The following is a 24,372-nucleotide window of genomic DNA, read 5'->3' as shown; positions in this document are numbered from 1 at the left end:
CTTGACCCTGCCAGCCGCTCTGTTCGGTACCGCTGTGCGCCTGCCGCGTACGACGGCCGGGCGGCGTGCGCTGCAACTGGCACTGCTGGTGGGTGGGTTGTTCCTGCTCGGGTTCCTCAGCGGGGAGCAGGCCCACGCGGCCGAGGGGACACCGATCGCGCCGGTGAGTTCACCGCGCCCGGTGGCCGGGCAGGCGGACGCGGTACGCACGGTCACCGAACGGGTCGTCACCCCCGTGCGAGAGGTCGTGCAGTCGGCCTCCGGTGCCGTCGAGCAGACGCGGGCCGAGGCGCCGACGCCGCCCACCGCCCCGTCCGTGCCCGTGCCGGAGCTCCCCGGCGCCTCCGAAGTGCCCGTTCCTCCGCTGCCCGTACCGGTCACCCCGGACCCCCGGCCGCACCGGCACGACAGGGCGGCGCCGCCGTCGGACAAGGCTGACCGAGTCCGCACCGAGGCGCGTACCGAGGCCCGTACCGCCGTACCGGCAGGGTCGTCGGCCACCGCGTACGGACCGGACTTCGCGACCTCCGCCCACGCCCCACACGCTCCCCAGGCCCCGGCACACACCCCCGCCCGCCCCACCACCGCGCCCGTCGACGCCCCCGCCCAGCCCGCGCCCACCGGAGACCCGGACGGCGTGCTCGGCAAGCAGGCGGCCGACGGCACCGCGACCCGTCACGGTGACGCGCATGCCGTCACCCCCGACGGCCGGGCACCCCTGCGGCTCCCGCCCGGCGCCGCCGCGCGCGTCGATGCGCCCCGCACCCGGGAACGGCACCGGGACATCCCCGTCTTCCCCGGCTAGCCACCGGGCCGACCTCCCCGCCACGGACCTGTCGCGCGGGGGCGGAACAGGTCTGCCCGCTCCGCCGGACCCGTCGGTCTCCGACGGCGCTCTCCGGACGGAACCCACCAGCCGTTTTCCGAAGGACTCGACGCACGCATGAACAACGCACGCATGAACAACGCACGCATGAACAGGAACATCCGCCGCTCGATCGTGATAGCCGCCGGAGTCACCGGCGCCTGGGCACTCGGCTCGGCCGCGGCCAGCGCCGACGAGCTGACCACCCCGGCGGTGTCCGTGCCGGACACCGACAGCACCGCCGGAACCCTCGCCGACACCGTCGACGGTGTCCTCACCGACGTGCACGACACCGTCTCCGACGTGACCGGGGCGGCCACCACGACCGTCTCCGCCACGGCGGCCGAGGCACAGCAGCAGAACCGGCCCGTCGCCGGTGCGGCCGACCGGACCCGCGGTCACGCCGACGCCGAGGTTCCGGCCGCCGCGAGGATCAGGGGCGGCCAGGCCGTGCACGGTGCCCGGGCCGCCCGCGCCGCCCAGGCACGGACCGAGGCGCACGAGGGCCAGGCGCAGGCACTGGGCGCCCGGGTGACCGGCCGGACCACCGCCGAGGCCTCCGCGGCGACCCACGCCGTCCACCACACGGCCACCCACTTCTCCGCCTTCTCCGCGCCCGCTGTGCCCTCCCCCCAGGACGAGATCGACTACCTCTTCGGGCCGCTCTCCTCCTTCGCCCCCGAAGTGGAGGAGGCCCTGGCCGCCGCCCAGACCAAGCTCCGGGCCACCCAGTCGGCCGCGCGCCTGCGGGCCACGGGTGTCCAGGGCGCCGTACGGACGACGGCACAGCAGACCGTTGGCGGGGCGCACGGCCGGACCGCCGGTGCGGCCGCCCTCGCCGGGGGCGAGGCGGCACGGGCGACCGGTGCCGCGGAGGCCACCGCCGCCTCCGTACCCGCGCACGTCACCGGCACGGCCGCCGGCGTCGAGCAGCGGGCCGTCGGCACGGTCCGGGCCGTGCCGGGCAGCGTCGCTCCCGTCGTGGACGGGACGACCGCCGCGGCCGTCCCGCCGGTGGCCTCCGCCGCCGTGGCCGGAGCGCTGCCGGTCGCCGACGAGGCGGTGGCGGGCGTTCTGCCGACGGCCGGGCACGCGGTCGCGGGCGTGCACGGCACCGCCTCCGGCGCGGTGACGGGCGTAGTGCCCTCCGCCGGATACGCGGTCGGGGGCGTCCAGGGCGATGCCTCGGGCGCGGTTGCCACCGTCCCGGGCACCGCCTCGGGCGTGGTGACGGGCGTAGTGCCCACCGCCGGGTACGCGGTCGGGGGCGTCCTGGGGACCGCCTCGGGCGCGGTGACGGGTGCGCAGGGCACCGCCACGAGCGCGGTCGCGGGTGTGCACCGGACGACCGTGGCCGCCGTCACCCATGTGCACGGGCTTGCCGCGGACGCGACGACAGGCGTGCGCGGGGCCACCACGGGCGCCACGGCCGGCGTCCACGGCGTTGCCACCGGAGCGGTGGGTGACGTGCATGGTGCCGCCACCGGAGCGGTGGGTGATGTGTACGGGGCCACCACGGGCGCCACAGCCGATGTGTACGGGGCCACCACGGGGGCCACGGCCGGCGTGCACGGTGTCGCCACCGGTGCCCTCGGTGACGCGCTGCCCCTCGCCGGAGACGCCCTCGCGGACGTGCCGCCGTATGCCACCGGGCTGGTCGGTCAGGTCGCCCACGGCACCGTGGACGCCGTGCTGCCGCCCGTCGCGGGGACCGCTGTGCACGGCGTCGTGCCGATCGCCGGGCAGGCAGTCACGGACGCGGAGGGCCTCGCCCACGGTGTGACCGGTGACGTGCGCCCCTTCGCCGGCGGTGTCGTGGGAGCCGTACCGCCGCTCGCCCATGGGGTGACCGGGCGGACCGGTGCCTTCGCGGAGGGCGTGACCGGGCAGGTGCCGCCGTTCGCGGCCGGAGCCACCGGTGCCGTGCGGCCCGTCGCGGCCGGAGTCACGGGGACCGTGCAGCCTGTCGTCGGCACGGCCACCGGTGCCGTGCAGCCCGTCGTCGGCACGGCCACCGGGACCGTGCGGCCCGTCGTGGGCGGTGTCGGCGGCAGCGCGAGCGGACTGGCGTACGGCGTGGCCGGCGAGGCCGTTCCCTTCGCGGGCGGGGTCGTCGGGGAGACCGTGCCGCTCACTCGGCAGGCCGGGCCGTTCGTCCAGGATCTCGGCGGGACGGTGCGGACCACCGGCGGTCCGCTGGCCGGGCATGCCGTCGCCGGCGCCGAGTCGGTCGCCCGGTCCGTCGCCCCGGGTCAGATCCAGGACCTGACGTACCCGCACAGCGTGCAGGACGCACAGCCGGGCATCTGGCAGTAGGGCATGAGGCAGCCGGGCATCCGGCAGTAGGGCATCCGGCACTACGGTCGAGCGCCCGCAACAGCTCCGCGGGGGTGAGTGGCCCCGGACGGCCGAACGCCGTCGGTACGTCCGGCCGGACCCCCGCGGGACGGGGTGAGTGGTCCCCATTGGGGTGGGGATCAACCGCCCAGGGCCCCCTCGGGGCCCGTCCCAGAGGCCTCACCGGGTCAACCCCAGCCCGGTGAGGCCTCGCACATCTCCCCGATCGCGGCACTCCGTGTCACCGATCCCGGCATCATGTGACAGGTATCACCGCTCAGGTGTGACCCGCGATTTAGAGGCCTCCCGCAACCAGAGATAACCTGCGAGACGGACATGCCGCGCGCTCGGACACCGTGTGCGCCCCCCTAGTGACAAGCGGACGTCACGTTGCCCTTCGCGGCACGCCCACGCATCCAACGAACCGCGAGATCACTGATAGGGACGGAAGCGCGTGGACCTGTTCGAGTACCAGGCGAGGGACCTCTTCGCCAAGCACGATGTACCGGTGCTGGCCGGTGAAGTCATCGACACGCCTGAGGCGGCCCGCGCAGCCACCGAGCGCCTCGGTGGCAAGTCTGTCGTCAAGGCCCAGGTGAAGGTCGGCGGCCGTGGCAAGGCCGGTGGCGTGAAGCTCGCCGCCACCCCGGACGAGGCCGTCGCCCGCGCGACGGACATCCTCGGCATGGACATCAAGGGCCACACGGTCCACAAGGTGATGATCGCCGAGACGGCCCCGGAGATCCTGGAGGAGTACTACGTCTCCTTCCTCCTCGACCGTGCCAACCGCACCTTCCTCTCCATCGCGTCCGTCGAGGGCGGCGTGGAGATCGAGGAGGTGGCGGAGACCCGCCCCGAGGCCGTCGCCAAGACGCCGATCGACGCCAACGTGGGTGTGACCCCCGACGTCGCGCGCCAGATCGTCGAGGCCGCGAAGTTCCCGGCCGAGGTCGCCGACAAGGTCGCGAACGTCCTGGTCACCCTGTGGAAGACCTTCGTCGAGGAGGACGCCCTCCTGGTCGAGGTCAACCCGCTGGCCAAGGTCGCCTCCGGTGACGTCATCGCCCTGGACGGCAAGGTCTCCCTGGACGAGAACGCCGAGTTCCGTCAGCCGGAGCACGAGGCTCTCCAGGACAAGGACTCCGCGAACCCGCTGGAGGCCGCCGCCAAGGAGAAGAACCTCAACTACGTCAAGCTCGACGGCGAGGTCGGCATCATCGGCAACGGCGCGGGTCTCGTCATGAGCACCCTGGACGTCGTCGCGTACGCCGGTGAGAACCACGGTGGCGTCAAGCCCGCCAACTTCCTCGACATCGGCGGCGGCGCGTCCGCGGCCGTGATGGCGAACGGCCTGGAGATCATCCTCGGCGACCCGGACGTCAAGTCCGTGTTCGTCAACGTCTTCGGCGGCATCACCGCGTGCGACGAGGTCGCCAACGGCATCGTGCAGGCGCTGAAGCTCCTGGAGGACCGCGGCGAGGACGTCACCAAGCCGCTGGTCGTGCGTCTGGACGGCAACAACGCCGAGCTGGGTCGTCAGATCCTCTCCGACGCCAACCACCCGCTGGTGCAGCGCGTGGACACCATGGACGGCGCGGCCGACAAGGCCGCCGAGCTCGCGGCTGCGAAGTAAGGGACGAGGGACACACAGCCATGGCTATCTTCCTCAACAAGGACTCCAAGGTCATCGTCCAGGGCATGACCGGCTCCACGGGCATGAAGCACACCAAGCTCATGCTCGCCGACGGCACGAACATCGTCGGTGGCGTGAACCCGCGCAAGGCGGGCACCACCGTTGACGTCGACGGCACCGAGATCCCGGTCTTCGGCACGGTCGCCGAGGCGATCGAGAAGACGGGCGCGAACGTATCCGTCCTCTTCGTGCCGCCGGCCTTCGCCAAGGCCGCCGTGGTCGAGGCGATCGACGCCGAGATCCCGCTCGCGGTCGTCATCACCGAGGGCATCGCGGTCCACGACTCGGCCGCGTTCTACGCGTACGCCGTGTCCAAGGGCAACAAGACGCGGATCATCGGCCCGAACTGCCCCGGTCTGATCACCCCGGGCCAGTCGAACGCCGGCATCATCCCGGGCGACATCACCAAGCCGGGCCGTATCGGCCTGGTCTCGAAGTCCGGCACGCTGACGTACCAGATGATGTACGAGCTGCGTGACATCGGTTTCTCCTCCGCCGTCGGCATCGGTGGTGACCCGATCATCGGCACCACGCACATCGACGCGCTCGCCGCGTTCGAGGCCGACCCCGACACCGACCTGATCGTGATGATCGGTGAGATCGGTGGCGACGCCGAGGAGCGGGCCGCCGCGTTCATCAAGGAGAACGTGAAGAAGCCGGTCGTCGGCTACGTCGCGGGCTTCACCGCGCCCGAGGGCAAGACGATGGGCCACGCCGGTGCCATCGTCTCCGGTTCGTCGGGCACCGCCCAGGCGAAGAAGGAGGCCCTGGAGGCCGCGGGCGTCAAGGTCGGCAAGACCCCGACCGAGACGGCGAAGCTGGCCCGGGAGATCCTGAGCGCCTGAGCTTCCTGACCGCACGTCCGGTGGGCCCGTTCCCTTGGCTGGGGCGGGCCCACCGGCGTTCCGGCCCCGGCGTCTCACCGTGCCGCCGGCGCCAGCCGCTCCGGGCCGTCGGCCTCCCGGTGCAGTTTCGCGCGCAGGGCCTGCTCCGTCTGGGACAGGGGGCCCAGAGCCGCCGGTGAGGGCACCCCGTGTACCGCCTGGGCCGGGGCGACGGGCGGTTCGTAGTGCGTCGGCGCTGTCCGCAGCGTCAGGCTCGTCGCGCCGATGATCGCGATCGTGAAGGCGATGGCCGCGCGCGTCCAGAACACGTTCCGGCGTTCGCCGCACGTGCGGACCGTGGGCGGCTTGGCGGCGCTCAGGTGCTCCCGGGTGGCCAGTTCCAGCAGCCGCTGGTGCAGTGCGGCGGGGTCGGCCAGTTCCGGGACCAGGGCGGCCACGGCCTCCCGGGCGTGGGTCAGCCGGCCGGCGGCGGCGGGGGTGCTCGCCTCCGTCTCGGCCGCCGTCTCCGGCAGGTCGAGGCCGACGCCGTCGTACAGGATCAGCGTGCGCCGGTACGACGGCGGAAGCTCCAGCAGGGCGTGCAGCAGCGCGCGGTCGGCGGGGTCGGCGGGCAGGGGCTCGGGGGGCCGGTGGCTCGGGCGGAAGCGGTGCCAGGGGGAGAGGGCCCACTCGTACGCCGTCGCCCGCACCCATCCGCCCGGGTCCCGGTCCCGGGCCACCTCCGGCCAGCGCTGCCAGGCGAGTTGGAAGGCCCGCTCCACGGCCTCCCGGGCCAGCTCGCGGCGCCCGGTGAGCAGGTAGGTCTGGCGTACGAGGGCGGGGGCGCAGAACGCGTAGAGCGCGTCGAAGGTCTGATCGGGGGTCAGGACGGCCGGCGGCCCGGAGGTCGACCCGAGCCCGGACAGCAGGCGCGCGTACGCCTCGCCCTCCCGGCCGCTCGGGGTGCTGCGCCCGCGCTCCCAGGCGCGGATCGTGGCGCGGCCGACGCCGACCTGCGCGGCGACCTGAGTCTGCGTCAGCGACCGTGACTCGCGCAGGCGTCGGCGTTCTTTCGGTGAGGGCAACGGGCTGGCCGGAGTTTCCGTCACAGTACACCCCTTCGTACGAAAAAGAACATAAACATATATTGAGCGACACTACGGGAGTTCGCCCGTTACGCCGGGAAAGCGCGTGTCGTTGGGAGCATGGCGGCGTGACTCTGATGACCGCTCGCCGACCGTCGTTGTCGCTCCTGCTCCACCGGCTGCGGGACCACTCGCCCGGACTGGGCGAGAGCGTCCTCGGCGGTGTGCTCGCCGCCGGCCTCGGACTCGGCTCGATCGCCGTGCTCGTGCTGGGGCTGTGGATCAGCTCGCCGTACCCCGACAGCGGGCCTGGCGGCGCGCTGCATGTCGCCGCCGCGCTGTGGCTGCTGGGGCACGGGGTCGAACTGGTCCGCACCGACACGCTCTCGGGCGCGCCCCTGCCGGTGGGCCTGACCCCGCTGCTGCTTCTCGCGCTGCCGCTGTGGCTGCTGTACCGGGCGGGCCGGGACGCGACGGACGTGTCCGCCGAGCCCGACGGTCCGCCACCGGTCCCGGCGCACACGGCATGGACCGGGGTCGTCCTCGGCTACCTCGGCGTCGGCGTCGCGGCCGCGTTGTACTGCTCCGGCAGCGAACTCCGGCCCGTGTGGGGCTGGGTGACGGTGTGCCTGCCGGCTGTCGCGGCGAGCGCGGCGGCGACCGGGGTGTGGTCCGCGTACGGCCGCCCGCACGAGCCGGCGCTCGGCCTGCTGAGGGTGCTGCCGGGGCCGGTCCGGCGCCTGGTGTCCGGGCCGGACGCACGGTCGCGGCTGGGAGCGGCCGTGCGGGCCGCCGGGGCCGGGACGACGGTGCTCTTCGGGGGCGGAACGCTGCTGCTCTGTGTCTCGCTGGTCCTGCACGGCGCGGCGACGCGCGCGTCGTTCCTGCAGCTGACGGAGGGCTGGACCGGCCGGTTCGCCGTCCTGCTCCTCGGGATCGCGCTGATCCCCAACGCAGCCGTGTGGTCGGCGTCCTACGCCCTCGGCCCCGGCTTCGCCCTCGGCACCGGGCATCTGGTGCACCCCCTCGCCTCCGACCCCGCCCCGCTGCTGCCCCCCTTCCCACTGCTCGCGGCGGTGCCGGACCCGGGCATCGGGACGCGGCTGAACTGGGCGGCGGGAGTGGTACCGGTGGCGGCCGCGGTGACGGTGGCCTGGTTCGTGGCGCGGGCGGCCGTGGCGCGCGGCGAGCGGGCGCAGGCGCAGACGCAGTCGGAGGGCGCCGCGGAGCCGCCGGTGCCCTGGTCGGCCGGGCGGACCCTCGGGGTGCTCGTGCTGGCGGCCCTGGTGTGCGCGGCGCTCTTCGCCCTCCTCGCCGGGCTGGCCGGAGGCCCGCTGGGGGTGGCCGCCCTCGCCCGCTTCGGCCCCCTGTGGTGGCAGAGCGCGGGAGCGGCCGGGCTCTGGACGGTGACGGTCGGGGCGCCGGTGACGCTGACCGTACGGGCGTGGCGGATGTGGATGCGGAAGCGGCGCACGCGGGTCACGGTCCCGGGCCAGGGGACGGCACCGGGGGGCAAGCAGGGCACGGAGACGGGGAACAACGCGGCGAAGGAGGCGGCGAAGGGCGAAGCCGGGGAGGCCGCCGAGGATGCGCCGATCGCTGGGGCGAAGGAGTCTGCGAACGAGCCGAAGGGCGCTGCGAAGGAGACGGCGCAGGACTCGTCGGGGAAAGCCGCGAAGGCCTCGGCCCGCCGGAGCGAACCCTCGCACACCGCCACCGATCCCGACGAGGACGAGCTGTACGACTTCCTGCCCGCCCCCGACCCGTTCTCCCCGGCCTGGCACGACGACCTCGCCCGGGCCTCCCGCTGGGCGGCCCTGCGAGAGGTCTCCACGCCTTCGGACACAACCGCCGCACCCGCCGCGTACGACGGGCCCCCGGCGGAGTCCCTGCCGGAGCCCGCGTCCCCCACGGACACGCACCGCCCCGGCACCGGTGCCCCCGGCTCGGAGGGCACCGCCCCCTAGGTGTATTGACCTGGCCGCCCTTCGGGCGACGACGGGAATGTGACGACAGGCCCTAGGCCAGCCCTAGGCCGCCCCGGCAGGCGCGGCCCTCAGCTGTCGCCGACTCCCAGCAGTCCCCGCAGCTCCTTCGGCAGGAGCTGGTCGCACGACTGCTTGGCCTCGTGGGTCAGGGCGTCGTTCACGCAGGTGTAGTAGTCGCGGTAGACGAACTGGACGGTGAAGGTCGTGCCCACCAGGGCCAGCGCCAGGGAGGCCGTGACCAGGCCGCCGATCGCCGCCGTGGTCTGCGGGCGGGCACCCTGGGAGGGCGCGGGCGCCGGGGTGTCCGGGCCGGGCGGCGTGCGGGGCTTGGCGCGCAGGGCGCTGATGCCCCAGTACAGGGCCAGTGCGCCCAGCAGCAGGGCCACGTACGGCCAGCCGAAGAGGACGAAGAAGACGGCCCACATGCCGGACAGGAGTGCATAGCGCGCACGGCGCTGGGCCGGGTCCGTCGGGTCCCAGCGCATGCCGGGGCCGGTCGGCCCGCCCGGGCCCTCGGGGCCGCCGCCGGGCCGCTCGCCGAAGCCGCCGGGGGAGCGGCCGGGCTGGCGGTCGCTCCACTGGCCGCCCCAGTGGGAACCGCCCCCGGAGCCCGAGGACCCCTCGGGGCGGCGGGGCTGCCACGGCCGGTCGGGGGTGCCCTCCGGCGGCGGCGCGAACGGGTTGTCGTCCTGCTGCTCACCGCCGCGCCCGTCGCCGTCGCGCCCGCCCGGGGCCGCCTCGGGCGGCGAGGCCGGCCGCTCCCGCAGCAGCACGGCGGCACGCTCGCCGCCCTGGGCCGGGCGCGGGGGGAGCGTGAGGAGTCGCAGGGTGCGATCGGGCATCAAAAGAGCGTCTTCCCCTAGGTGACTGCGTCAGTCCGACGTGAGCTTCCACCTCGTGAACGCACCGCACGACGACCGCGTTCCCGAGGCTGCTCCTTCGTGATTCCTCCCGAACGCTACCTTCCGGCCACGCCCCCGTCCCGTGGGGGCTGTCCGGAGTGCCGGTATCGTTGCTGACGGTCGGCCGCTTCGTAGACTTCCCCGTATTCCGGGGCGCGATGCATTCGTACGACTGTACAAACCGCCGGCTGGACATATCGCTTCCCCGAGAAAGGGCCCCACCGTGGCCGCCACCCCCGCTGGCCAAGCGGTCAAGCGCCTTGTCGTGCTGGTCTCCGGATCCGGCACCAATCTGCAGGCGCTCCTGGACGAGATCGAGCGCACCGGAGCCGAGTCGTACGGCGCGCGGATCGTCGCCGTCGGGGCCGACCGCACCGGAATCGAGGGGCTCGACCGCGCCGAGCGGGCCGGGCTGCCGACCTTCGCGTGCCGGGTGAAGGACTTCGCCACCCGCGCGGAGTGGGACGCGGCCCTCACCGAGGCCGTCACCGCGTACGAGCCCGACCTCGTGATCTCCGCCGGGTTCATGAAGATCGTCGGCAAGGAGTTCCTCGCCCGGTTCGGCGGGCGGTTCGTGAACACCCACCCCGCCCTGCTGCCCAGTTTTCCCGGGGCCCACGGCGTGCGCGACGCGCTCGCGTACGGCGCCAAGGTCACCGGGTGCACCGTCCACTTCGTCGACGACGGCGTCGACACCGGGCCGATCATCGCGCAGGGCGTGGTCGAGGTCCGGGACGAGGACGACGAGAGCGCTCTGCACGAGCGCATCAAGGAAGTCGAGCGAAGGCTGCTCGTCGAGGTCGTGGGGCGGCTCGCCCGCAACGGCCATCGCATTGAGGGACGAAAGGTAGTTATCCAGTGACCGCCACCGCCGAAGGCACCAAGCGGCCCATTCGCCGGGCGCTCGTCAGCGTCTACGACAAGACCGGGCTGGAAGACCTCGCGCGCGGGCTGCACGAGGCCGGTGTCGAGCTCGTCTCCACCGGGTCCACGGCGGGCCGCATCGCCGCCGCAGGTGTCCCCGTCACCAAGGTCGAGGAGCTGACCGGCTTCCCGGAGTGCCTCGACGGCCGGGTCAAGACCCTGCACCCGAAGGTGCACGCGGGCATCCTCGCCGACCTGCGGCTGGACAGCCACCGTGAGCAGCTCGCCGAGCTGGGTGTCGAGCCGTTCGACCTGGTCGTCGTCAACCTCTACCCGTTCCGGGAGACCGTCGCCTCCGGTGCCTCGCCCGACGAGTGCGTGGAGCAGATCGACATCGGCGGCCCGTCGATGGTCCGCGCCGCGGCCAAGAACCACCCCTCGGTGGCCGTGGTCACCAGCCCCGCCCGGTACGCCGACGTCCTCGCGGCGGTGCAGGGCGGCGGCTTCGACCTCGTCACCCGCAAGCGGCTCGCGGCCGAGGCCTTCCAGCACACGGCCGCCTACGACGTGGCCGTCGCCTCCTGGTTCGCCTCCTCCTACGCCCCGGCGGACGAGTCGCCGTTCCCCGACTTCCTGGGCGCCACCTGGGAGCGCGAGAACACCCTGCGCTACGGCGAGAACCCGCACCAGCCCGCCGCCCTGTACGTCGACGCCGCCGGCAGCGGTCTCGCGCAGGCCGAGCAGCTGCACGGCAAGGAGATGTCGTACAACAACTACACGGACACGGATGCCGCCCGCCGTGCCGCGTACGACCACGACGAGCCGTGCGTCGCGATCATCAAGCACGCCAATCCCTGCGGCATCGCTGTCGGTGCGGACGTCGCCGAGGCGCACCGCAAGGCGCACGCCTGCGACCCGCTGTCCGCGTTCGGCGGGGTCATCGCCGTGAACCGGCCGGTCAGCAAGGAGATGGCGGAGCAGGTCGCGGAGATCTTCACCGAGGTCATCGTCGCGCCGGACTACGAGGAGGGGGCCCTGGAAGCCCTCGCCAAGAAGAAGAACATCCGCGTGCTGAAGGCCCCGAACGGTCCGGCCGGCTCGGTCGAGGTCAAGGCGATCGACGGCGGCGTGCTGCTGCAGGAGACCGACCGCCTCCAGGCCGACGGCGACGACCCGGCCAACTGGACGCTGGCCAGCGGCGAGCCGCTCGACGAGCGGGAGCTGGCCGGGCTGGCCTTCGCCTGGAAGGCGTGCCGGGCGGTGAAGTCCAACGCGATCCTGCTCGCCAAGGACGGCGCCTCGGTCGGCGTCGGCATGGGCCAGGTCAACCGCGTCGACTCCTGCAAGCTGGCGGTCGAGCGGGCGGGCGAGGAGCGTGCCCGCGGCTCCTTCGCCGCCTCCGACGCCTTCTTCCCCTTCCCCGACGGCCCCGAGATCCTGATCGAGGCCGGCGTCCGGGCGATCGTCCAGCCGGGCGGCTCGATCCGTGACGAGCTCGTCGTGGAGGCCGCCAAGAAGGCGGGCGTGACCATGTACTTCACGGGCACGCGCCACTTCTTCCACTGAGCCTGAGCCCGCAGGGCAACGGAAAGCGGCCTCCGGTCCCTTCGCAGGGGCCGGAGGCCGCTTTTCCGTTCAGGCGCTCAGCTCACTGCGAGCGGATGACGATCGAGCCGCACACCTTGTCGGCGAACGTCTGGCGCTTGGAGTCCCAGGCCGGCCACAGCCAGCCCAGGTAGCAGGCGAGGCTGTCCAGGATGTGCGCGATACGGCGCACGAAGGCCATGCCGACGCCCAGCGGCTGGCCGGTGTCCTCCTTGACCAGGCGGATACCCAGCGCCTTCTTGCCGATCGTCTGGCCGGTACGGCCCTCCTGGATCAGCTGCCAGATCGCGATCGCGATCAGGGCGAGCCCGCCGATCGCCGCCAGCGCGGGGGTGTCCTTGCCCACGATCACCAGGATGTAGGGGACCGCGAAGACCAGGCCGTCCACCAGGGTGCCGAGGAAACGCTGACCCCAGTTCGCGTACGGCGGCTGGGCGCCGTAGCCGCCCTGCTGCGGGTAGCCCGGGTAGCCCGGCTGCTGCGGGTAGCCGTAACCCTGCTGCGGCGGGACGCCCTGCGGGGCCTGCGGGTAGCCGGGCTGCTGCTGGGGGTAGCCGGGCTGCTGCTGCGGGTAGCCGTAGCCCTGCTGGGGATCCTGCGGCTGACCGTAGGGCGAGTTGGGCGAGCCGAAACTCATGGCGGATTTCCTCCGTTGACACTGCGGGGACGACGCGGAAGGAACGGAGGAACGTCAGGATATGAGCGGTTTGCCCCCCAACCGGACCGCGATACTGCGCCGTTCATCGTCGTAGGAGAGGCGAGTTCTTGTCCAGCCGGATTCGCAATGCGTTGTGCAAGTGCAACATCACCGATCATGTACGGACATCCGGGAGGGTGTCCGGGGCCTCCCCCGGGTGTCGGGCGGCAGGGCCCCGGATTGGAACCCGGGGCCGGTCATCCGCGAGGATGGTGTCATGACCGCCCAGATTCTCGATGGCAAGGCCACCGCAGCCGCGATCAAGTCCGATCTGACCGCCCGCGTGGCGGCGCTGAAGGATAAGGGCGTCACGCCCGGCCTCGGCACGATCCTGGTCGGGGAGGACCCCGGCAGCCAGAAGTACGTCGCCGGCAAGCACCGCGACTGCGCCCAGGTCGGCATCGCCTCCATCCAGCGCGAGCTGCCGGCCACGGCCTCCCAGGAGGAGATCGAGGCGGTCGTCCGCGAGCTGAACGAGGACCCGGCCTGCACCGGCTACATCGTCCAACTCCCGCTGCCCAAGGGCATCGACGAGAACCGCATCCTGGAGCTGATGGATCCGGACAAGGACGCGGACGGCCTGCACCCGATGAACCTCGGCCGCCTCGTCCTGAACGAGCCGGCGCCGCTGCCCTGCACCCCCAACGGAGTGCTCACCCTGCTGCGCCGCTACGGCGTGGAGATCAAGGGCGCCGAGGTCGTGGTCGTCGGCCGCGGTGTGACCATCGGCCGTCCGATGCCGCTGCTGCTCACCCGGCGCAGCGAGAACGCCACCGTGACCCAGTGCCACACAGGCACCCGTGATCTGTCCGCCCACCTCAAGCGGGCCGACATCATCATCGCGGCCGCCGGGTCGGCCCACCTGATCCGGCCGGAGGACGTCAAGCCGGGCGCGGCCGTGCTGGACGTCGGTGTCTCCCGCAGCGCCGAGGGCAAGATCGTCGGCGACGTCGACCCGGCCGTGGCCGAGGTGGCCGGCTGGATCTCCCCGAACCCGGGCGGTGTGGGCCCCATGACCCGCGCCCAGCTGCTGGTCAACGTGGTCGAGGCGGCGGAGCGCAGTGCCGGCTGAGGACACGCACGGCACTCAGCCGACCGCGCGCGACGCGATCAGCGCCCCCGACGTCGAGGGGCGCCCGCGGCGGGTCACGCGCCGCTTCCCGCTGTTCACCAGGGACACCGCGCGCCCCGAGGGCGGCGGCCGGGCCGCCCGCGGCGGCGCCCCGGCGCCCGCCCGGCAGTGGCCCATGCTCGTCGTGCTGTCCGCGGTCGCGCTCGGCCTGCTGCTGACCGCCCTCGACGTGTTCCGCTACGGCACCCTGCTGATCGGGGCCGCCCTGCTGGCCGGCGCGGTCATGCGCTGGATCCTGCCCGGTGTCGGCATGCTCGCCGTCCGCTCGCGCTTCACGGACATAGCCACCTACGGCATCCTCGGCCTCGCGATCGTCCTGCTGGCGCTGATGGCCCAGCCGAGGCCGTGGCTGGAGATCCCGTTCCTGAAGGACACGCTGCACTTCACGGTCACCAAGTAGCGCCGCCCGCGCGGCAGCTGCCCGCGACGGCGGCCCGTCCCCTCCCCCGAGTAAGGACGAGCCGCCGTCGGGATCCAGCCTTCCCTGCTGTGAACTGCCTGTTCAACGGCCGGCCGTGCGCTGTGGCACGGAAGTGACCGTTCCGCTACGGTGTCCGCGCACTGCCACATGTGTGTCCGCCGTGTCGATGTGTTGACAGTTCGGGGATAGGTTAAGAAGACCCCGTAGAACCGGGCTAACGTGTTCAAGGTGCCCAATCGGGACGGTCCGGTGGACCGTGGGGCGGTCGGCGTGCGACGGTGCACAACCGACAGGAGCGATGCTCCTGTGCGCCCCCACTCCGGGAACTGGGATCCTTAGTCAGCGCATCCCTGTGGGTAGCCAGAGGGGGCCGCGCCGGGGGGACCGGACCGGCGCGAGGGTCACGTGCGGGGAACGGCGCGGGGAACCGACAGCACCAACCGGGGGGAAAGAGGGGGGAAGCAATGCCTCGATGGAAAGCCTTGCCGGATGAGCTGGATCCGCAGATCAAGGAGTTCACGAGCCAGCTGAGGCGGCTCGTGGACCGCAGCGGCCTGAGCATCGCGGCGCTGGCCGACCGGACCGGCTACAGCAAGACGTCCTGGGAGCGTTACCTGGGTGGCCGGCTCCTCGCGCCCAAGGGCGCGATCGTCGCGCTCGCCGAGGTCACGGGCACCAATCCGGTCCATCTCACCACCATGTGGGAGCTGGCCGAACGCGCCTGGAGCCGGGCGGAGATGCGACACGACCGGACCATGGAGCAGATCCGTATCTCCCAGGCGCGCGCCGCGCTCGGGGAGTTCGGCGCGGCCGAGGCCGAGGGGGCCAGCGGCACCAAGACGGCCCGTAGAGACGCCGGCACCACCGCGGCCCCGGGGGTCGCCGGTCCGGCGGGCGTCGCACCGACCATTCCGCCGCAGCCGACGGCGTCCGACGCCGACGGGCGTGAGAACACCGACAGCGGTACGGACTCCGGGGTCAACTCCTGGAGGCTGGCGGGCTATCAGGGCCCGTCGCCGGCGAGCGGCCGGCCCGTCGCCGGCGCGCGGCCCGCGTCCCCGCCGGACGGTCCGGGCTGGACCCCGGGGGCCCCGAACCCGTACGACGGGCAGCCGCAGCCGCAGGCGCCGCGGCCCGCCGGCGGTACCTCCGGCCGGGGGGCCGGGGGCAAGCGGCGGCTGACGATGTTCCTCGCGGGCGTCGTCGGTGTCGCTGTCGTCGTCGGAGCGGTCTACTTCTTCACCGATCAGGGTCGCGGCGGCAAGAACGAGGGCGCCGCCAAGTCGCCCTCGCCGACCGCCAGCACCGATCCCGGCCTGCCCGCCGGGGTCAAGTGCAGCGGCTCCGCCTGCACCGGCAAGGACGCGGAGGCCATGGGCTGCAGCGGCAAGCTGGTGACCACCGCCAAGACCGCCACCGTCGGCACCGCCACCCTGGAGGTCCGCTACAGCAAGACCTGCGGCACGGCCTGGGGGCGGATCACCGGTGGGGCCCAGGGCGACCAGGTCCAGGTCTCGGCCGGCAAGGCCCGCCAGACGGGTGACATCACCGCCGCCGGGGACGCCATCGCCTACACGCCGATGGTCGCGGTGAAGGACGCGGCCGAGGCCAAGGCCTGCGCGACGCTCGCCTCCGGGCAGACGGGGTGCACCAAGTAGGCAGGAAGGAGAGGGGGGCGAACCGATCCGGGTGGAATTCCGGGAGAGCAGGCATGGTTCGCCGGATCCCGGGCACGCGAACGGTACCCCCACGGGAGTCCGGTCAGCCGGTACCCCCCAATGGCGGCCGTCATCGTCCTCCTCTCCCGGACGGGCGGCCGCCTTTTTTTGCAAGGCCCGAGTCCGACTTGTGGGGTGAGCCACAGGGCCCCGGACGTCTCGCATGCCGGATGCGCGATAGCCTGACCGCTGGATTCTCTTGACGCCAAGAGATCGATCATCCGCCGGGGCAGTGACGCCCCACCGCCAGCTGTCATACGGAGAACGCCATGACCCGCACTCCCGTGAACGTCACCGTCACCGGCGCGGCCGGCCAGATCGGTTACGCCCTGCTCTTCCGCATCGCCTCCGGCCAGCTGCTCGGCGCGGACGTGCCGGTCAAGCTGCGCCTCCTGGAGATCACCCCGGCGCTGAAGGCCGCCGAGGGCACGGCCATGGAGCTGGACGACTGCGCGTTCCCGCTGCTTCAGGGCATCGACATCACGGACGACCCGAACGTGGCCTTCGACGGCACCAACGTGGCCCTGCTCGTGGGCGCCCGCCCGCGCACCAAGGGCATGGAGCGCGGCGACCTGCTCTCCGCCAACGGCGGCATCTTCAAGCCGCAGGGCAAGGCCATCAACGACCACGCCGCGGACGACATCAAGGTCCTCGTCGTCGGCAACCCGGCCAACACCAACGCGCTCATCGCCCAGGCCGCCGCGCCGGACGTCCCGGCCGAGCGCTTCACCGCGATGACCCGCCTGGACCACAACCGCGCGCTGACCCAGCTCGCGAAGAAGACGGGCTCCACGGTCGCCGACATCAAGCGCCTGACCATCTGGGGCAACCACTCCGCCACCCAGTACCCGGACATCTTCCACGCCACGGTCGCCGGCAAGAACGCCGCCGAGGTCGTCAGCGACGAGAAGTGGCTGGCCGAGGACTTCATCCCGACCGTGGCCAAGCGCGGTGCCGCGATCATCGAGGCCCGTGGCGCCTCGTCGGCCGCCTCCGCCGCCAACGCCGCCATCGACCACGTCCACACCTGGGTCAACGGCACCGCCGAGGGGGACTGGACCTCCATGGGCATCCCGTCGGACGGCTCCTACGGCGTTCCGGAGGGCCTGATCTCCTCGTTCCCGGTCACCACCAAGGACGGCAAGTACGAGATCGTCCAGGGCCTGGACATCAACGAGTTCTCCCGCGCCCGCATCGAGGCCTCCGTCAAGGAGCTCGAGGAGGAGCGCGAGGCGGTTCGCTCCCTGGGCCTCATCTGAGTCCGACTCCGGCGCCTTCGCCGCGAGCCTGTGCGGGCTCCGTTCCGGTTCTGTCCGGAGCGGGGCCCGCGCCCCTTTTCACCGCTACCGTCAGAAGCAGTGCAGGGAAGGGTGATTCGGGGGGTTCGTGATGAGCGGCTGGAGCGGGTGGAACAGCGACGAGGGGCACGCATCCGGGCCCGGTGAGGACAGAGGCAGGGCGGCCTGGTCGCCCGGGACCCCGGGCACTCCGCCGCCCTGGGCGTACGAGGAGACGCGCACGGCCCCGGCTCGCCCGCCCGGGCCCGCACCCGCCGACCCCCCACCGCCTCCGCCGCCCTGGGCCACCGCGCCCACCCATGCGGGCGGCCCGCCCGTACCGGCCCCGGTGCCCCCACCGTCGTACCACCCCGTCCCCGCGCCTCGGCGGGTCCGGGGCGGCCGGCTGATCGCGCTGGTCGTCGCCATGGTCCTGGTCGGCGCCGGCTCCGGCTTCGTGGTCTGGTACCTCGGCCGTGACCGCGGCGGCCCCGGCTCCCCCTCCGCGTCCGCTCCGGCCACCGGCGTCACCGCCTCCGCCCCGGTCTCGGCCTCGTCCGCCGCCGCCTCTTCCCTGCCCCCGTCTCCGTCCCCGTCCGTGGGGATCCCCGCGGGCTACCGCCTGGTGCGCGACCCCGTCGGCTACACCCTCGCCGTCCCCGAGGGCTGGACCCGGCGGCAGAAGCAGGGCGAGAAGGCGGCGGTGGTCTTCTACGACTCCCCGTCCGACGGCCGCCAGCTGCAGATCTTCCGGCTGGCCGAGTCCACCGTGACCGAGTCCCTGGACCTCGCCGAGAACGACCCGGGCTACGGCTACTCCCGCGAGCCCGGTTACCGGGCCCTGGGCCGCCGTTCCGCGGACACCTGGGCCGAGCTGTCGTACCGCTACGACGACCTGGACAAGGGCGCCCGCCGGGTCGTCGACCACCGCTTCCGGGCGGCCGACGGCACGCTGTACGCGATCCGCTCCAGCGGCCCGGAGCACCTGTCCGACGGCTTGGTCCGCGCGCCGCTCACCGCGGCCCTGGCCTCCTTCTGCCCCACGGACACGTCCTGCGGATAGGGAGTGCGGACAGGGCGTCAGGAGCGGCCGGGGCGAGGCGGTAAGGGTGCCCGGTCCTCGCAAGCCGCGGGGGTCGTGCGGGTGGTGGTCCGGGTGCCGTAGCCCGCGACCACCAGGGCCGTCGCCGCCAGGACCACCAGGCCGACCGTGCGCAGTGCCGGGCCCATGCCGTGGGTCAGGTCGGTGTGCGCGGACAGCACGGTTCCGGTGACGGCGACTCCCAGGGCCGCGCCGGTCTCCCGGGCGGTGGTGCCGAGGCCCGAGCCGAGGCCCGCCTGGTGGGCGGGGAGCGAGGTGAGGACGCCGAGGGTCAGGGCGGGCATGGACAGCCCGGTGCCGGCCGAGATGACCAGCAGCCAGCAGGTGTACGTCCAGTACGGTGTGCCCGCGTCGGCGGTGGACGCGGCGAGCAGGCCGAGGCCGATCAGGGCGAGCCCGGCGCCGACGACCGCGCGCGGGTGGCCGGCCCAGCGGGCGGAGAGCTTCGGGACGAGCGCCATGCCGAACGTCAGTGGCATGATCGCGACACCGGTGAGGGCCGCGTCGAAGCCCTTGATGCCCTGCAGGTACTGCGAGTTGACGAAGAAGAGGGCGAACAGGCCGAAGAAGCCGGTGGCCGTGCCGAGGGACGCGGCGCGCAGCCGGGCGGAGGCGAAGACCCGCGGGTCGAAGAGGGGCTCGGGCGAGCGCAGGGCGTGGACCGTGAAGAACGCGACCAGCAGACCGCCCGCCCCGAACGAGCCCAGGATGCGCGCCGAGCTCCAGCCGTACGCCGGTCCCTCGATGATGCCGAAGAGGACCGCGACCAGGCCCGCCGTGAGCAGGACGGTGCCGAGCGGGTCGAGGTTGCTGTGCTCGGAGCGGTCGGTGCGCGGGGTGGTGACGGCCACCGCGAGGGCGAGGAGCGCGGCCAGCGGGATCATCGCCGCGAACAGGGCACGCCAGGTCAGGTACTGGCCGACCAGGCCGCCGCCCAGGTTGCCCGCCGCGCCGCCCAGGCCGATGGACAGGGTCCAGGCGGCCATGGTCCGGGCGCGGTGTTCGGGGGCGGACAGCTGGATCATGATCGACATCGTGGAGGGGGTGATGAGGGCGGCCCCGGCGCCGGACAGCCCTCGTCCCGCGATCAGTACGGCGGGGTCGGGCGCGAAGGCGCTGGTCGCGGCCCCGGCGGCGAAGAGGCCGAGCCCGGCGAGCAGCGCGCCCTTGCGGCCGTGCCGGTCACCGAGCGCGCCGGCCGGTATGAGGAGTCCGGCGAAGGCGATGACGTAGGCGTCGACCGTCCACAGGATCTCGCTGTGCGAAGGGTGCAGGGAGGACGAACTCAACTGTGGGATCAGCAGGTTGATGGCGGCGACCATGCTCTGGGCGACCAGGACACAGGCGCACAGCGCGAGCAGGGTGGGGCGTTTCAGGGCGTGCGCGGGCACGGCTCCTCCCGGGAGCTGGGCGGTTGGTGTGGGATGCCCTCTCACCGTAGGCTCGCCCCCGACCTGCACTCCAGTGCAACCTTTGCAAGGGATACTTGCGCATGACGCAATCCACAGGGCTGGACCTGAACCTGCTCGTCGCCCTGGACGTTCTGCTGGAGGAACAGAGCGTCCAGGGCGCCGCACGCCGGCTGCATCTGTCCGAACCGGCGATGAGCCGCACCCTCGGCCGGATCCGCAAGGCGCTCGGCGACCCGGTCCTCGTCCGGGCCGGGCGGCGGATGGTGCCGACGCCGCACGCACTGGCCGTGCGGGCCGAGGTGAGCGCGGTGGTGGAGCGGGCCCGCGCGCTGTTCCGGCCCGGCCGGGACGCCGACCCCGGGACGGTGGAACGCACCTTCACCATCCTCGGTCACGACACGGTCGCCGCGTCCCACGGCCCGGCCCTCTTCGCCCGCGCCGCCCGGGAGGCGCCCGGTATCCGCATCCGTTTCCTGACGGAGAGTCATGTGGACGCGCCGTTCCTGCGGGAGGGCACCGCCGACCTGGAAGTGGGGGTGATCGACACGGTGGCGCCCGAGGTGCGCGTGGAGGCGCTCGCCGAGGACCGGATGGTCGGCGTCGTCCGTGCCCGGCACCCCCTGCTGGAGGGGGAGATGACACCGGACCGTTTCGCCACGGAGGCCGCTCACATCACCGTCTCGCGCCGGGGGCGGCTGTACGGCCCTGTTGACGGCGCGCTCGCCGAACTCGGCCTGAGGCGGCGGGTGGTGGGCAGCGTGGGAACCTTCCCCGCCTCCCTCTTCGTCATCCGCGACACCGATCTGGTGGGGATGATCGGCAGCATGGCCGAGCCGCTGGTGTCGGCACTCGGTCTCGCGACGTTCCCGGTGCCGGTACCCCTGCCGCCGCTGCGGCTCGGGCTGGCCTGGCATCCGCGCCACGAGGCGGACCCGGCACACGCGTGGCTGCGGACGTGTGTCCGGGATCTGGTGCGGGAGTGGTCAGCCGGCCGGAGGGGATAGCCGCTTCTCGAACCAGTGGCCGGCGTACACGTTGTCGTCGTAGCGCGGGATCTCGCTGTACCCGCACGCCCGGTACAGCGCCTGCGCCTCGGTGAGCACGGTGTGGGTGTCCAGCCGTACGACGTCCAGGCCACGTGCCCGCGCCGCCCGTTCCAGCCCGTCGAGCAGCCGTCGCGCCAGACCCAGCCGCCGGGCCGCGGGGTGCACCCACACATGCCGGATCTCGCCCGCTCCCGGCTGCAGCCGCCGGAGGGCCCCGCAGCCCACCGGCCGCCCCTCCTCGTAGGCGACCAGGAAGGCGCCGGTGCCCCCGGTCACCTCCTCGGGGCGGACCAGGGCGGCCTTGTCGAAGCCCTCCGGGAAACGGGCGTCGATGTCGGCCGCGTACGCCTCCAGGCAGGCCCGGGCGTCGGGCGAGGCGCCGTCCACGGCCGCAACGGTGATCCCCGCCAGCCGCAGCAGGCGCTGCGCGGTCGCCATCGCCCCGGTCAGCTCGGTCCGCTGGTCCGGGGTGAGCCCGTCGAGGAGTCCGGCGGCGAGGGCGTCGGCCCGCCGGTTCTGCTCGCCGACCTCGGCGCGGCCGGCCGGGGTCAGCTCGATCACCCGCAGCCGGTTGTCGTGCGGAGGCACCCCGACCCGGACCATGCCCTGGGCCTCCAGTGCCTTCGCCATGCGGCTGAGGTAGCCGGCGTCCAGGCCGAGCCGCTTCCTGAGCTGGCGCAGGGCGACGCCCTCGCCGATCTCGAACAGCAGCCGGGCCTCGCCCAGCGGGCGGTCCTGCCCCAGGTAGTGATCGTCCAGGGCGCCGATGCGGCGCGTGAAGTAGCGGTTGAAACGGCGGAAGGCCGCGACCTGCTCCGCCGACGCTGCTGCGGTCATTCTTTGACTTTAGTCAAAGGACTGCTGCGGGTCCATGGCCGCTGCTTCAGGCGCTCTCCAGATCCTCCAGCTTGGACACGTCCACCGACTCGCTCGCGGACGGGGTGGCGGACGGCACGGGCTCTCCGTAGTCCGACAGCTTCACCGTCAGGTCGGTGTCGTCGCCCTTCTGGGTGCCCTCGACCAGCAGGTGCGGCGAGTCCGTCGTGACGTACACGGTGAACGGCTCACCGTCCTCCCTGCCGGACAGCGGGATCACCGGGATGCCGTCGACCGTGGTCTCGTCGCCCTTGGTCAGCGACTCTTCCACGGACGCGTCGGTCAGGTCCTTCTGGAGGGCGTGCAGGTCGCAGACGTCGGCCCAGTCCTTGAGGTCGCTGTCGTGCGTGGTGCCGTGGATGTACCGGTCCTTGAAGAGCTCGGCCGCCGCGGTGCCCTCGCGGCCGGGAAGTTCGGCCTTCCAGTACGCGCTGTCGGCCTTCATCCACACCTCGTCCCCCTGTTTGACGATCTGGACGCGACCGCCGTCGGCCCCCATCCACACCGTGCCGACGCAGTTGCCGTCCCCGTCCAGGGACAGGTCCATGGACTTCACTTCCCCCTTCTTCGCGGCCGCGGCCCGGTCCGTCCACGCCATGTGGAGCGACTGCGTGTGGACCAAGTGGGACTGCGCCTCGCGGGCGAGGGCGCCTGCGCCCGGATCGCCGGTGTCGTCCCTGGTGGCCGCCGTCGCCACGGCGGGAGAGAGGAACAGGGTCACGCCTGCCGCCGCACCGATCAGCGCGGCCGTCGCGGGTCGTCCGGCCATCGCGGTACCTCCGTGATCAACCCAAGCTCCCCTCTCCAGCCTACTTTTGTACCTTTTCGCCCGCATTTTCAGTGACGCGCCACACTTTCGGCCATTGATTGCGCATGCGACGGGAAGGACCGGGGCAGGCGGTCACGGTCCCCGAGCGTGACACGTCTGTGACGCAGGGGCACTGAACAGGAACGGAAGGCAATACCGATCATGGCGGACAGAGCGGAACGACAGGCCCGGGCGACCATCCACGCGGGGGGCGAGTGGCTGGAAGCAACCTCCGGCGCGACGCGCGAGATCCTCGACCCTGCGGACGCCCGGCCGTTCGCCGTGGTGGCGGAAGGTGACGAGAAGGACGCGGAACGTGCGGTGACGGCCGCGCGGCAGGCCTTCGACCGCGGCCCCTGGCCCGGCACCCCCGTCGCCGAGCGCGCCGCCCTGCTGCGCCGCGTCGCCGACCTCCTCGTGCGCGACCGCGAGGAACTCGGCCTGCTGGAGAGCCGGGACGCGGGCAAGACAGCCGAGGAGGGCCGCATCGACATCGACTGTGTCGCCGACGCCTTTCGCTACTTCGCCGACCTGGTCGCCGCCGAGGCCCCCGGCCGGGTCGTCGACGCGGGCTCGCCCGACATCCACAGCGTCGTCGTCCACGAGCCGGTCGGCGTCTGCGCGCTGATCACGCCCTGGAACTACCCGCTGCTCCAGGCCAGTTGGAAGATCGCCCCGGCACTCGCCGCCGGCAACACCTTCGTGATCAAGCCCAGCGAGATCACCCCGCTGACGACGATCGCGCTGATCGACCTGCTGACCGAGGCCGGCCTGCCCGCAGGGGTCGCCAACCTGGTCACCGGACCGGGCCACACCGTCGGCGCCCGCCTCGCCGAACACCCCGGCGTCGACCTGGTCTCCTTCACCGGCGGTCTGGTCAGCGGCACCAAGGTCGCCCAGGCGGCCGCCCCGACGGTCAAGAAGGTCGCCCTCGAACTCGGCGGCAAGAACCCCAACGTGGTCTTCGCCGACGCCTGTGCCACCGAGGAGGGCTTCGACACCGCCGTCGACCAGGCTCTCAACGCGGCCTTCATCCACAGCGGCCAGGTCTGCTCGGCCGGCGCCCGCCTCATCGTCGAGGAGTCCGTCCGCGACCGCTTCGTCACCGAACTCGCCCGCCGCGCCCAGAAGATCAGGCTCGGCCGCGGCACCGAGGACGGCGTCGAGTGCGGCCCGCTCGTCTCCGAGCAGCAGCGCGCCAAGGTCGAGGGGTACGTCGCCGCCGCGCTGGCCGAGGGCGCGGTGCTGCGCTGCGGCGGCAAGCGGCCCTCGCCCGGCGAGGCCAGGCCCGAGTCCGGCTACTTCTACGAGCCGACCGTCCTCGACCACTGCCACCGCGAGATGAAGGTCGTACGCGAGGAGGTGTTCGGCCCGGTCCTCACCGTCGAGACGTTCCGCACGGAGGAGGAGGCGGTGTTCCTCGCCAACGACACCGAGTACGGGCTCGCGGGCGGCGTCTGGACCGCCGACGCCGGCCGGGCCCGGCGGGTCGCGGGCCGGCTGCGCCACGGCACCGTCTGGATCAACGACTTCCACCCCTACCTGCCGCAGGCGGAGTGGGGCGGCTTCGGCAGGAGCGGCACCGGCCGCGAGCTGGGGCCGGCCGGGCTCGCCGAATACCGCGAGACCAAGCACGTGTACCAGAACCTGGCGCCGAAGCCCGTGCGCTGGTTCGCCGGCTGACCCCCGTCCCCTTCGAGCTTCCGGAGTAGGCACCACC

At 73.0% G+C, this 24,372-nt stretch carries 20 protein-coding genes; 14 read left to right on the top strand and 6 right to left on the bottom strand.

The window, feature by feature from the left end; genetic code table 11:
* Position 1 precedes the first annotated feature (1 nt).
* The 4 genes from ACIRU3_RS01240 (at position 2) to sucD (ending at position 5,740) form a co-directional block, all read left to right on the top strand.
* A complete protein-coding gene (locus tag ACIRU3_RS01240; RefSeq protein WP_404049666.1) occupies positions 2–805 on the top strand; it encodes a hypothetical protein in 804 nt (267 codons plus the stop codon).
* A gap of 138 nt (positions 806–943) precedes the next feature.
* On the top strand, positions 944–3,181 hold the full coding sequence (locus ACIRU3_RS01235) for a hypothetical protein (RefSeq protein ID WP_404049664.1): 2,238 nt from the start codon (positions 944–946) through the stop codon (positions 3,179–3,181).
* 475 nt (positions 3,182–3,656) lie between these two features.
* A complete protein-coding gene (gene sucC, locus ACIRU3_RS01230; RefSeq protein WP_404049661.1) occupies positions 3,657–4,835 on the top strand; it encodes an ADP-forming succinate--CoA ligase subunit beta in 1,179 nt (392 codons plus the stop codon).
* Positions 4,836–4,855: 20 nt separating this feature from the next.
* Complete coding sequence (sucD, locus tag ACIRU3_RS01225; RefSeq protein WP_359072088.1) at positions 4,856–5,740, top strand: succinate--CoA ligase subunit alpha; 885 nt, start codon at positions 4,856–4,858, stop codon at positions 5,738–5,740.
* A gap of 74 nt (positions 5,741–5,814) precedes the next feature.
* On the opposite strand, the gene ACIRU3_RS01220 is transcribed toward sucD, so the two are convergent.
* On the bottom strand, positions 5,815–6,828 hold the full coding sequence (locus ACIRU3_RS01220; RefSeq protein ID WP_404049656.1) for a helix-turn-helix domain-containing protein: 1,014 nt from the start codon (positions 6,826–6,828) through the stop codon (positions 5,815–5,817).
* 113 nt (positions 6,829–6,941) lie between these two features.
* Between ACIRU3_RS01220 and ACIRU3_RS01215 the strand changes: the two genes are divergently transcribed.
* A complete protein-coding gene (locus ACIRU3_RS01215) occupies positions 6,942–8,771 on the top strand; it encodes a DUF6350 family protein (protein WP_404050520.1) in 1,830 nt (609 codons plus the stop codon).
* An 89-nt stretch (positions 8,772–8,860) separates the two neighbouring features.
* Here ACIRU3_RS01215 and ACIRU3_RS01210 read toward each other — a convergent pair whose 3' ends face one another.
* Positions 8,861–9,634 (bottom strand): hypothetical protein, encoded by a 774-nt coding sequence (locus tag ACIRU3_RS01210; protein WP_404049653.1) that lies wholly within the window; start codon positions 9,632–9,634, stop codon positions 8,861–8,863.
* Between the two features lie 283 nt (positions 9,635–9,917).
* Between ACIRU3_RS01210 and purN the strand changes: the two genes are divergently transcribed.
* On the top strand, positions 9,918–10,556 hold the full coding sequence (gene purN, locus ACIRU3_RS01205; protein ID WP_404049651.1) for a phosphoribosylglycinamide formyltransferase: 639 nt from the start codon (positions 9,918–9,920) through the stop codon (positions 10,554–10,556).
* Positions 10,553–12,124 carry a bifunctional phosphoribosylaminoimidazolecarboxamide formyltransferase/IMP cyclohydrolase gene (purH, locus tag ACIRU3_RS01200; RefSeq protein ID WP_404049649.1) on the top strand — a complete coding sequence of 524 codons (1,572 nt, stop codon included), beginning with the start codon at positions 10,553–10,555 and terminating at the stop codon, positions 12,122–12,124. Before purN ends, purH begins: the two co-directional genes overlap by 4 nt.
* A gap of 82 nt (positions 12,125–12,206) precedes the next feature.
* Here the strand turns inward: purH and ACIRU3_RS01195 are convergent, their stop codons facing one another.
* The gene (locus tag ACIRU3_RS01195; RefSeq protein WP_404049646.1) at positions 12,207–12,800 is read right to left on the bottom strand and encodes an RDD family protein; all 594 of its coding nucleotides are present in this window, start codon (positions 12,798–12,800) and stop codon (positions 12,207–12,209) included.
* Positions 12,801–13,077: 277 nt separating this feature from the next.
* Here ACIRU3_RS01195 and ACIRU3_RS01190 point away from each other — a divergent pair, with 277 nt between their 5' ends.
* The 5 genes from ACIRU3_RS01190 (at position 13,078) to ACIRU3_RS01170 (ending at position 18,471) form a co-directional block, all read left to right on the top strand.
* On the top strand, positions 13,078–13,932 hold the full coding sequence (locus ACIRU3_RS01190) for a bifunctional methylenetetrahydrofolate dehydrogenase/methenyltetrahydrofolate cyclohydrolase (protein ID WP_404049643.1): 855 nt from the start codon (positions 13,078–13,080) through the stop codon (positions 13,930–13,932).
* Complete coding sequence (locus tag ACIRU3_RS01185) at positions 13,922–14,392, top strand: DUF3017 domain-containing protein (protein ID WP_404049640.1); 471 nt, start codon at positions 13,922–13,924, stop codon at positions 14,390–14,392. Before ACIRU3_RS01190 ends, ACIRU3_RS01185 begins: the two co-directional genes overlap by 11 nt.
* 503 nt (positions 14,393–14,895) lie before the next feature.
* A complete protein-coding gene (locus ACIRU3_RS01180) occupies positions 14,896–16,071 on the top strand; it encodes a DUF2690 domain-containing protein (protein WP_404049637.1) in 1,176 nt (391 codons plus the stop codon).
* Between the two features lie 329 nt (positions 16,072–16,400).
* On the top strand, positions 16,401–17,390 hold the full coding sequence (locus ACIRU3_RS01175) for a malate dehydrogenase (protein ID WP_404049634.1): 990 nt from the start codon (positions 16,401–16,403) through the stop codon (positions 17,388–17,390).
* A 130-nt stretch (positions 17,391–17,520) separates the two neighbouring features.
* Positions 17,521–18,471 (top strand): hypothetical protein, encoded by a 951-nt coding sequence (locus ACIRU3_RS01170; protein WP_404049631.1) that lies wholly within the window; start codon positions 17,521–17,523, stop codon positions 18,469–18,471.
* A 17-nt stretch (positions 18,472–18,488) separates the two neighbouring features.
* Here the strand turns inward: ACIRU3_RS01170 and ACIRU3_RS01165 are convergent, their stop codons facing one another.
* Positions 18,489–19,901 carry an MFS transporter gene (locus tag ACIRU3_RS01165; RefSeq protein ID WP_404049628.1) on the bottom strand — a complete coding sequence of 471 codons (1,413 nt, stop codon included), beginning with the start codon at positions 19,899–19,901 and terminating at the stop codon, positions 18,489–18,491.
* Between the two features lie 101 nt (positions 19,902–20,002).
* Here ACIRU3_RS01165 and ACIRU3_RS01160 point away from each other — a divergent pair, with 101 nt between their 5' ends.
* The gene (locus tag ACIRU3_RS01160) at positions 20,003–20,926 is read left to right on the top strand and encodes a LysR family transcriptional regulator (protein WP_404049626.1); all 924 of its coding nucleotides are present in this window, start codon (positions 20,003–20,005) and stop codon (positions 20,924–20,926) included.
* On the opposite strand, the gene ACIRU3_RS01155 is transcribed toward ACIRU3_RS01160, so the two are convergent.
* Positions 20,906–21,805 (bottom strand): GNAT family N-acetyltransferase, encoded by a 900-nt coding sequence (locus ACIRU3_RS01155; protein ID WP_404049623.1) that lies wholly within the window; start codon positions 21,803–21,805, stop codon positions 20,906–20,908. The genes ACIRU3_RS01160 and ACIRU3_RS01155 overlap by 21 nt on opposite strands.
* 46 nt (positions 21,806–21,851) lie before the next feature.
* The gene (locus tag ACIRU3_RS01150; protein WP_404049620.1) at positions 21,852–22,613 is read right to left on the bottom strand and encodes a hypothetical protein; all 762 of its coding nucleotides are present in this window, start codon (positions 22,611–22,613) and stop codon (positions 21,852–21,854) included.
* A gap of 201 nt (positions 22,614–22,814) precedes the next feature.
* On the opposite strand from ACIRU3_RS01150, the gene ACIRU3_RS01145 reads away from it, so the two are divergent.
* On the top strand, positions 22,815–24,335 hold the full coding sequence (locus ACIRU3_RS01145; RefSeq protein WP_404049618.1) for an aldehyde dehydrogenase family protein: 1,521 nt from the start codon (positions 22,815–22,817) through the stop codon (positions 24,333–24,335).
* Positions 24,336–24,372 lie beyond the last annotated feature (37 nt).

This window comes from Streptomyces sp. NPDC101151, assembly GCF_044768335.1.
GTDB lineage: Bacteria > Actinomycetota > Actinomycetes > Streptomycetales > Streptomycetaceae > Streptomyces.
The sequence above is the reverse complement of the archived record's forward strand: the minus strand, read 5'-3'. Positions and strand labels throughout refer to the sequence as shown.

Coding starts and splice junctions, on each gene's coding strand:
- ACIRU3_RS01235 (WP_404049664.1), top strand. CDS start 944: ATGAACAACGCACGCATGAACAACGCACGCATGAACAGGAACATCCGC.
- sucD (WP_359072088.1), top strand. CDS start 4,856: ATGGCTATCTTCCTCAACAAGGACTCCAAGGTCATCGTCCAGGGCATG.
- ACIRU3_RS01215 (WP_404050520.1), top strand. CDS start 6,942: ATGACCGCTCGCCGACCGTCGTTGTCGCTCCTGCTCCACCGGCTGCGG.
- ACIRU3_RS01210 (WP_404049653.1), bottom strand. CDS start 9,634: ATGCCCGATCGCACCCTGCGACTCCTCACGCTCCCCCCGCGCCCGGCC.
- ACIRU3_RS01195 (WP_404049646.1), bottom strand. CDS start 12,800: ATGAGTTTCGGCTCGCCCAACTCGCCCTACGGTCAGCCGCAGGATCCC.
- ACIRU3_RS01190 (WP_404049643.1), top strand. CDS start 13,078: ATGACCGCCCAGATTCTCGATGGCAAGGCCACCGCAGCCGCGATCAAG.
- ACIRU3_RS01175 (WP_404049634.1), top strand. CDS start 16,401: ATGACCCGCACTCCCGTGAACGTCACCGTCACCGGCGCGGCCGGCCAG.
- ACIRU3_RS01170 (WP_404049631.1), top strand. CDS start 17,521: ATGAGCGGCTGGAGCGGGTGGAACAGCGACGAGGGGCACGCATCCGGG.
- ACIRU3_RS01160 (WP_404049626.1), top strand. CDS start 20,003: ATGACGCAATCCACAGGGCTGGACCTGAACCTGCTCGTCGCCCTGGAC.
- ACIRU3_RS01155 (WP_404049623.1), bottom strand. CDS start 21,805: ATGACCGCAGCAGCGTCGGCGGAGCAGGTCGCGGCCTTCCGCCGTTTC.
- ACIRU3_RS01150 (WP_404049620.1), bottom strand. CDS start 22,613: ATGGCCGGACGACCCGCGACGGCCGCGCTGATCGGTGCGGCGGCAGGC.
- ACIRU3_RS01145 (WP_404049618.1), top strand. CDS start 22,815: ATGGCGGACAGAGCGGAACGACAGGCCCGGGCGACCATCCACGCGGGG.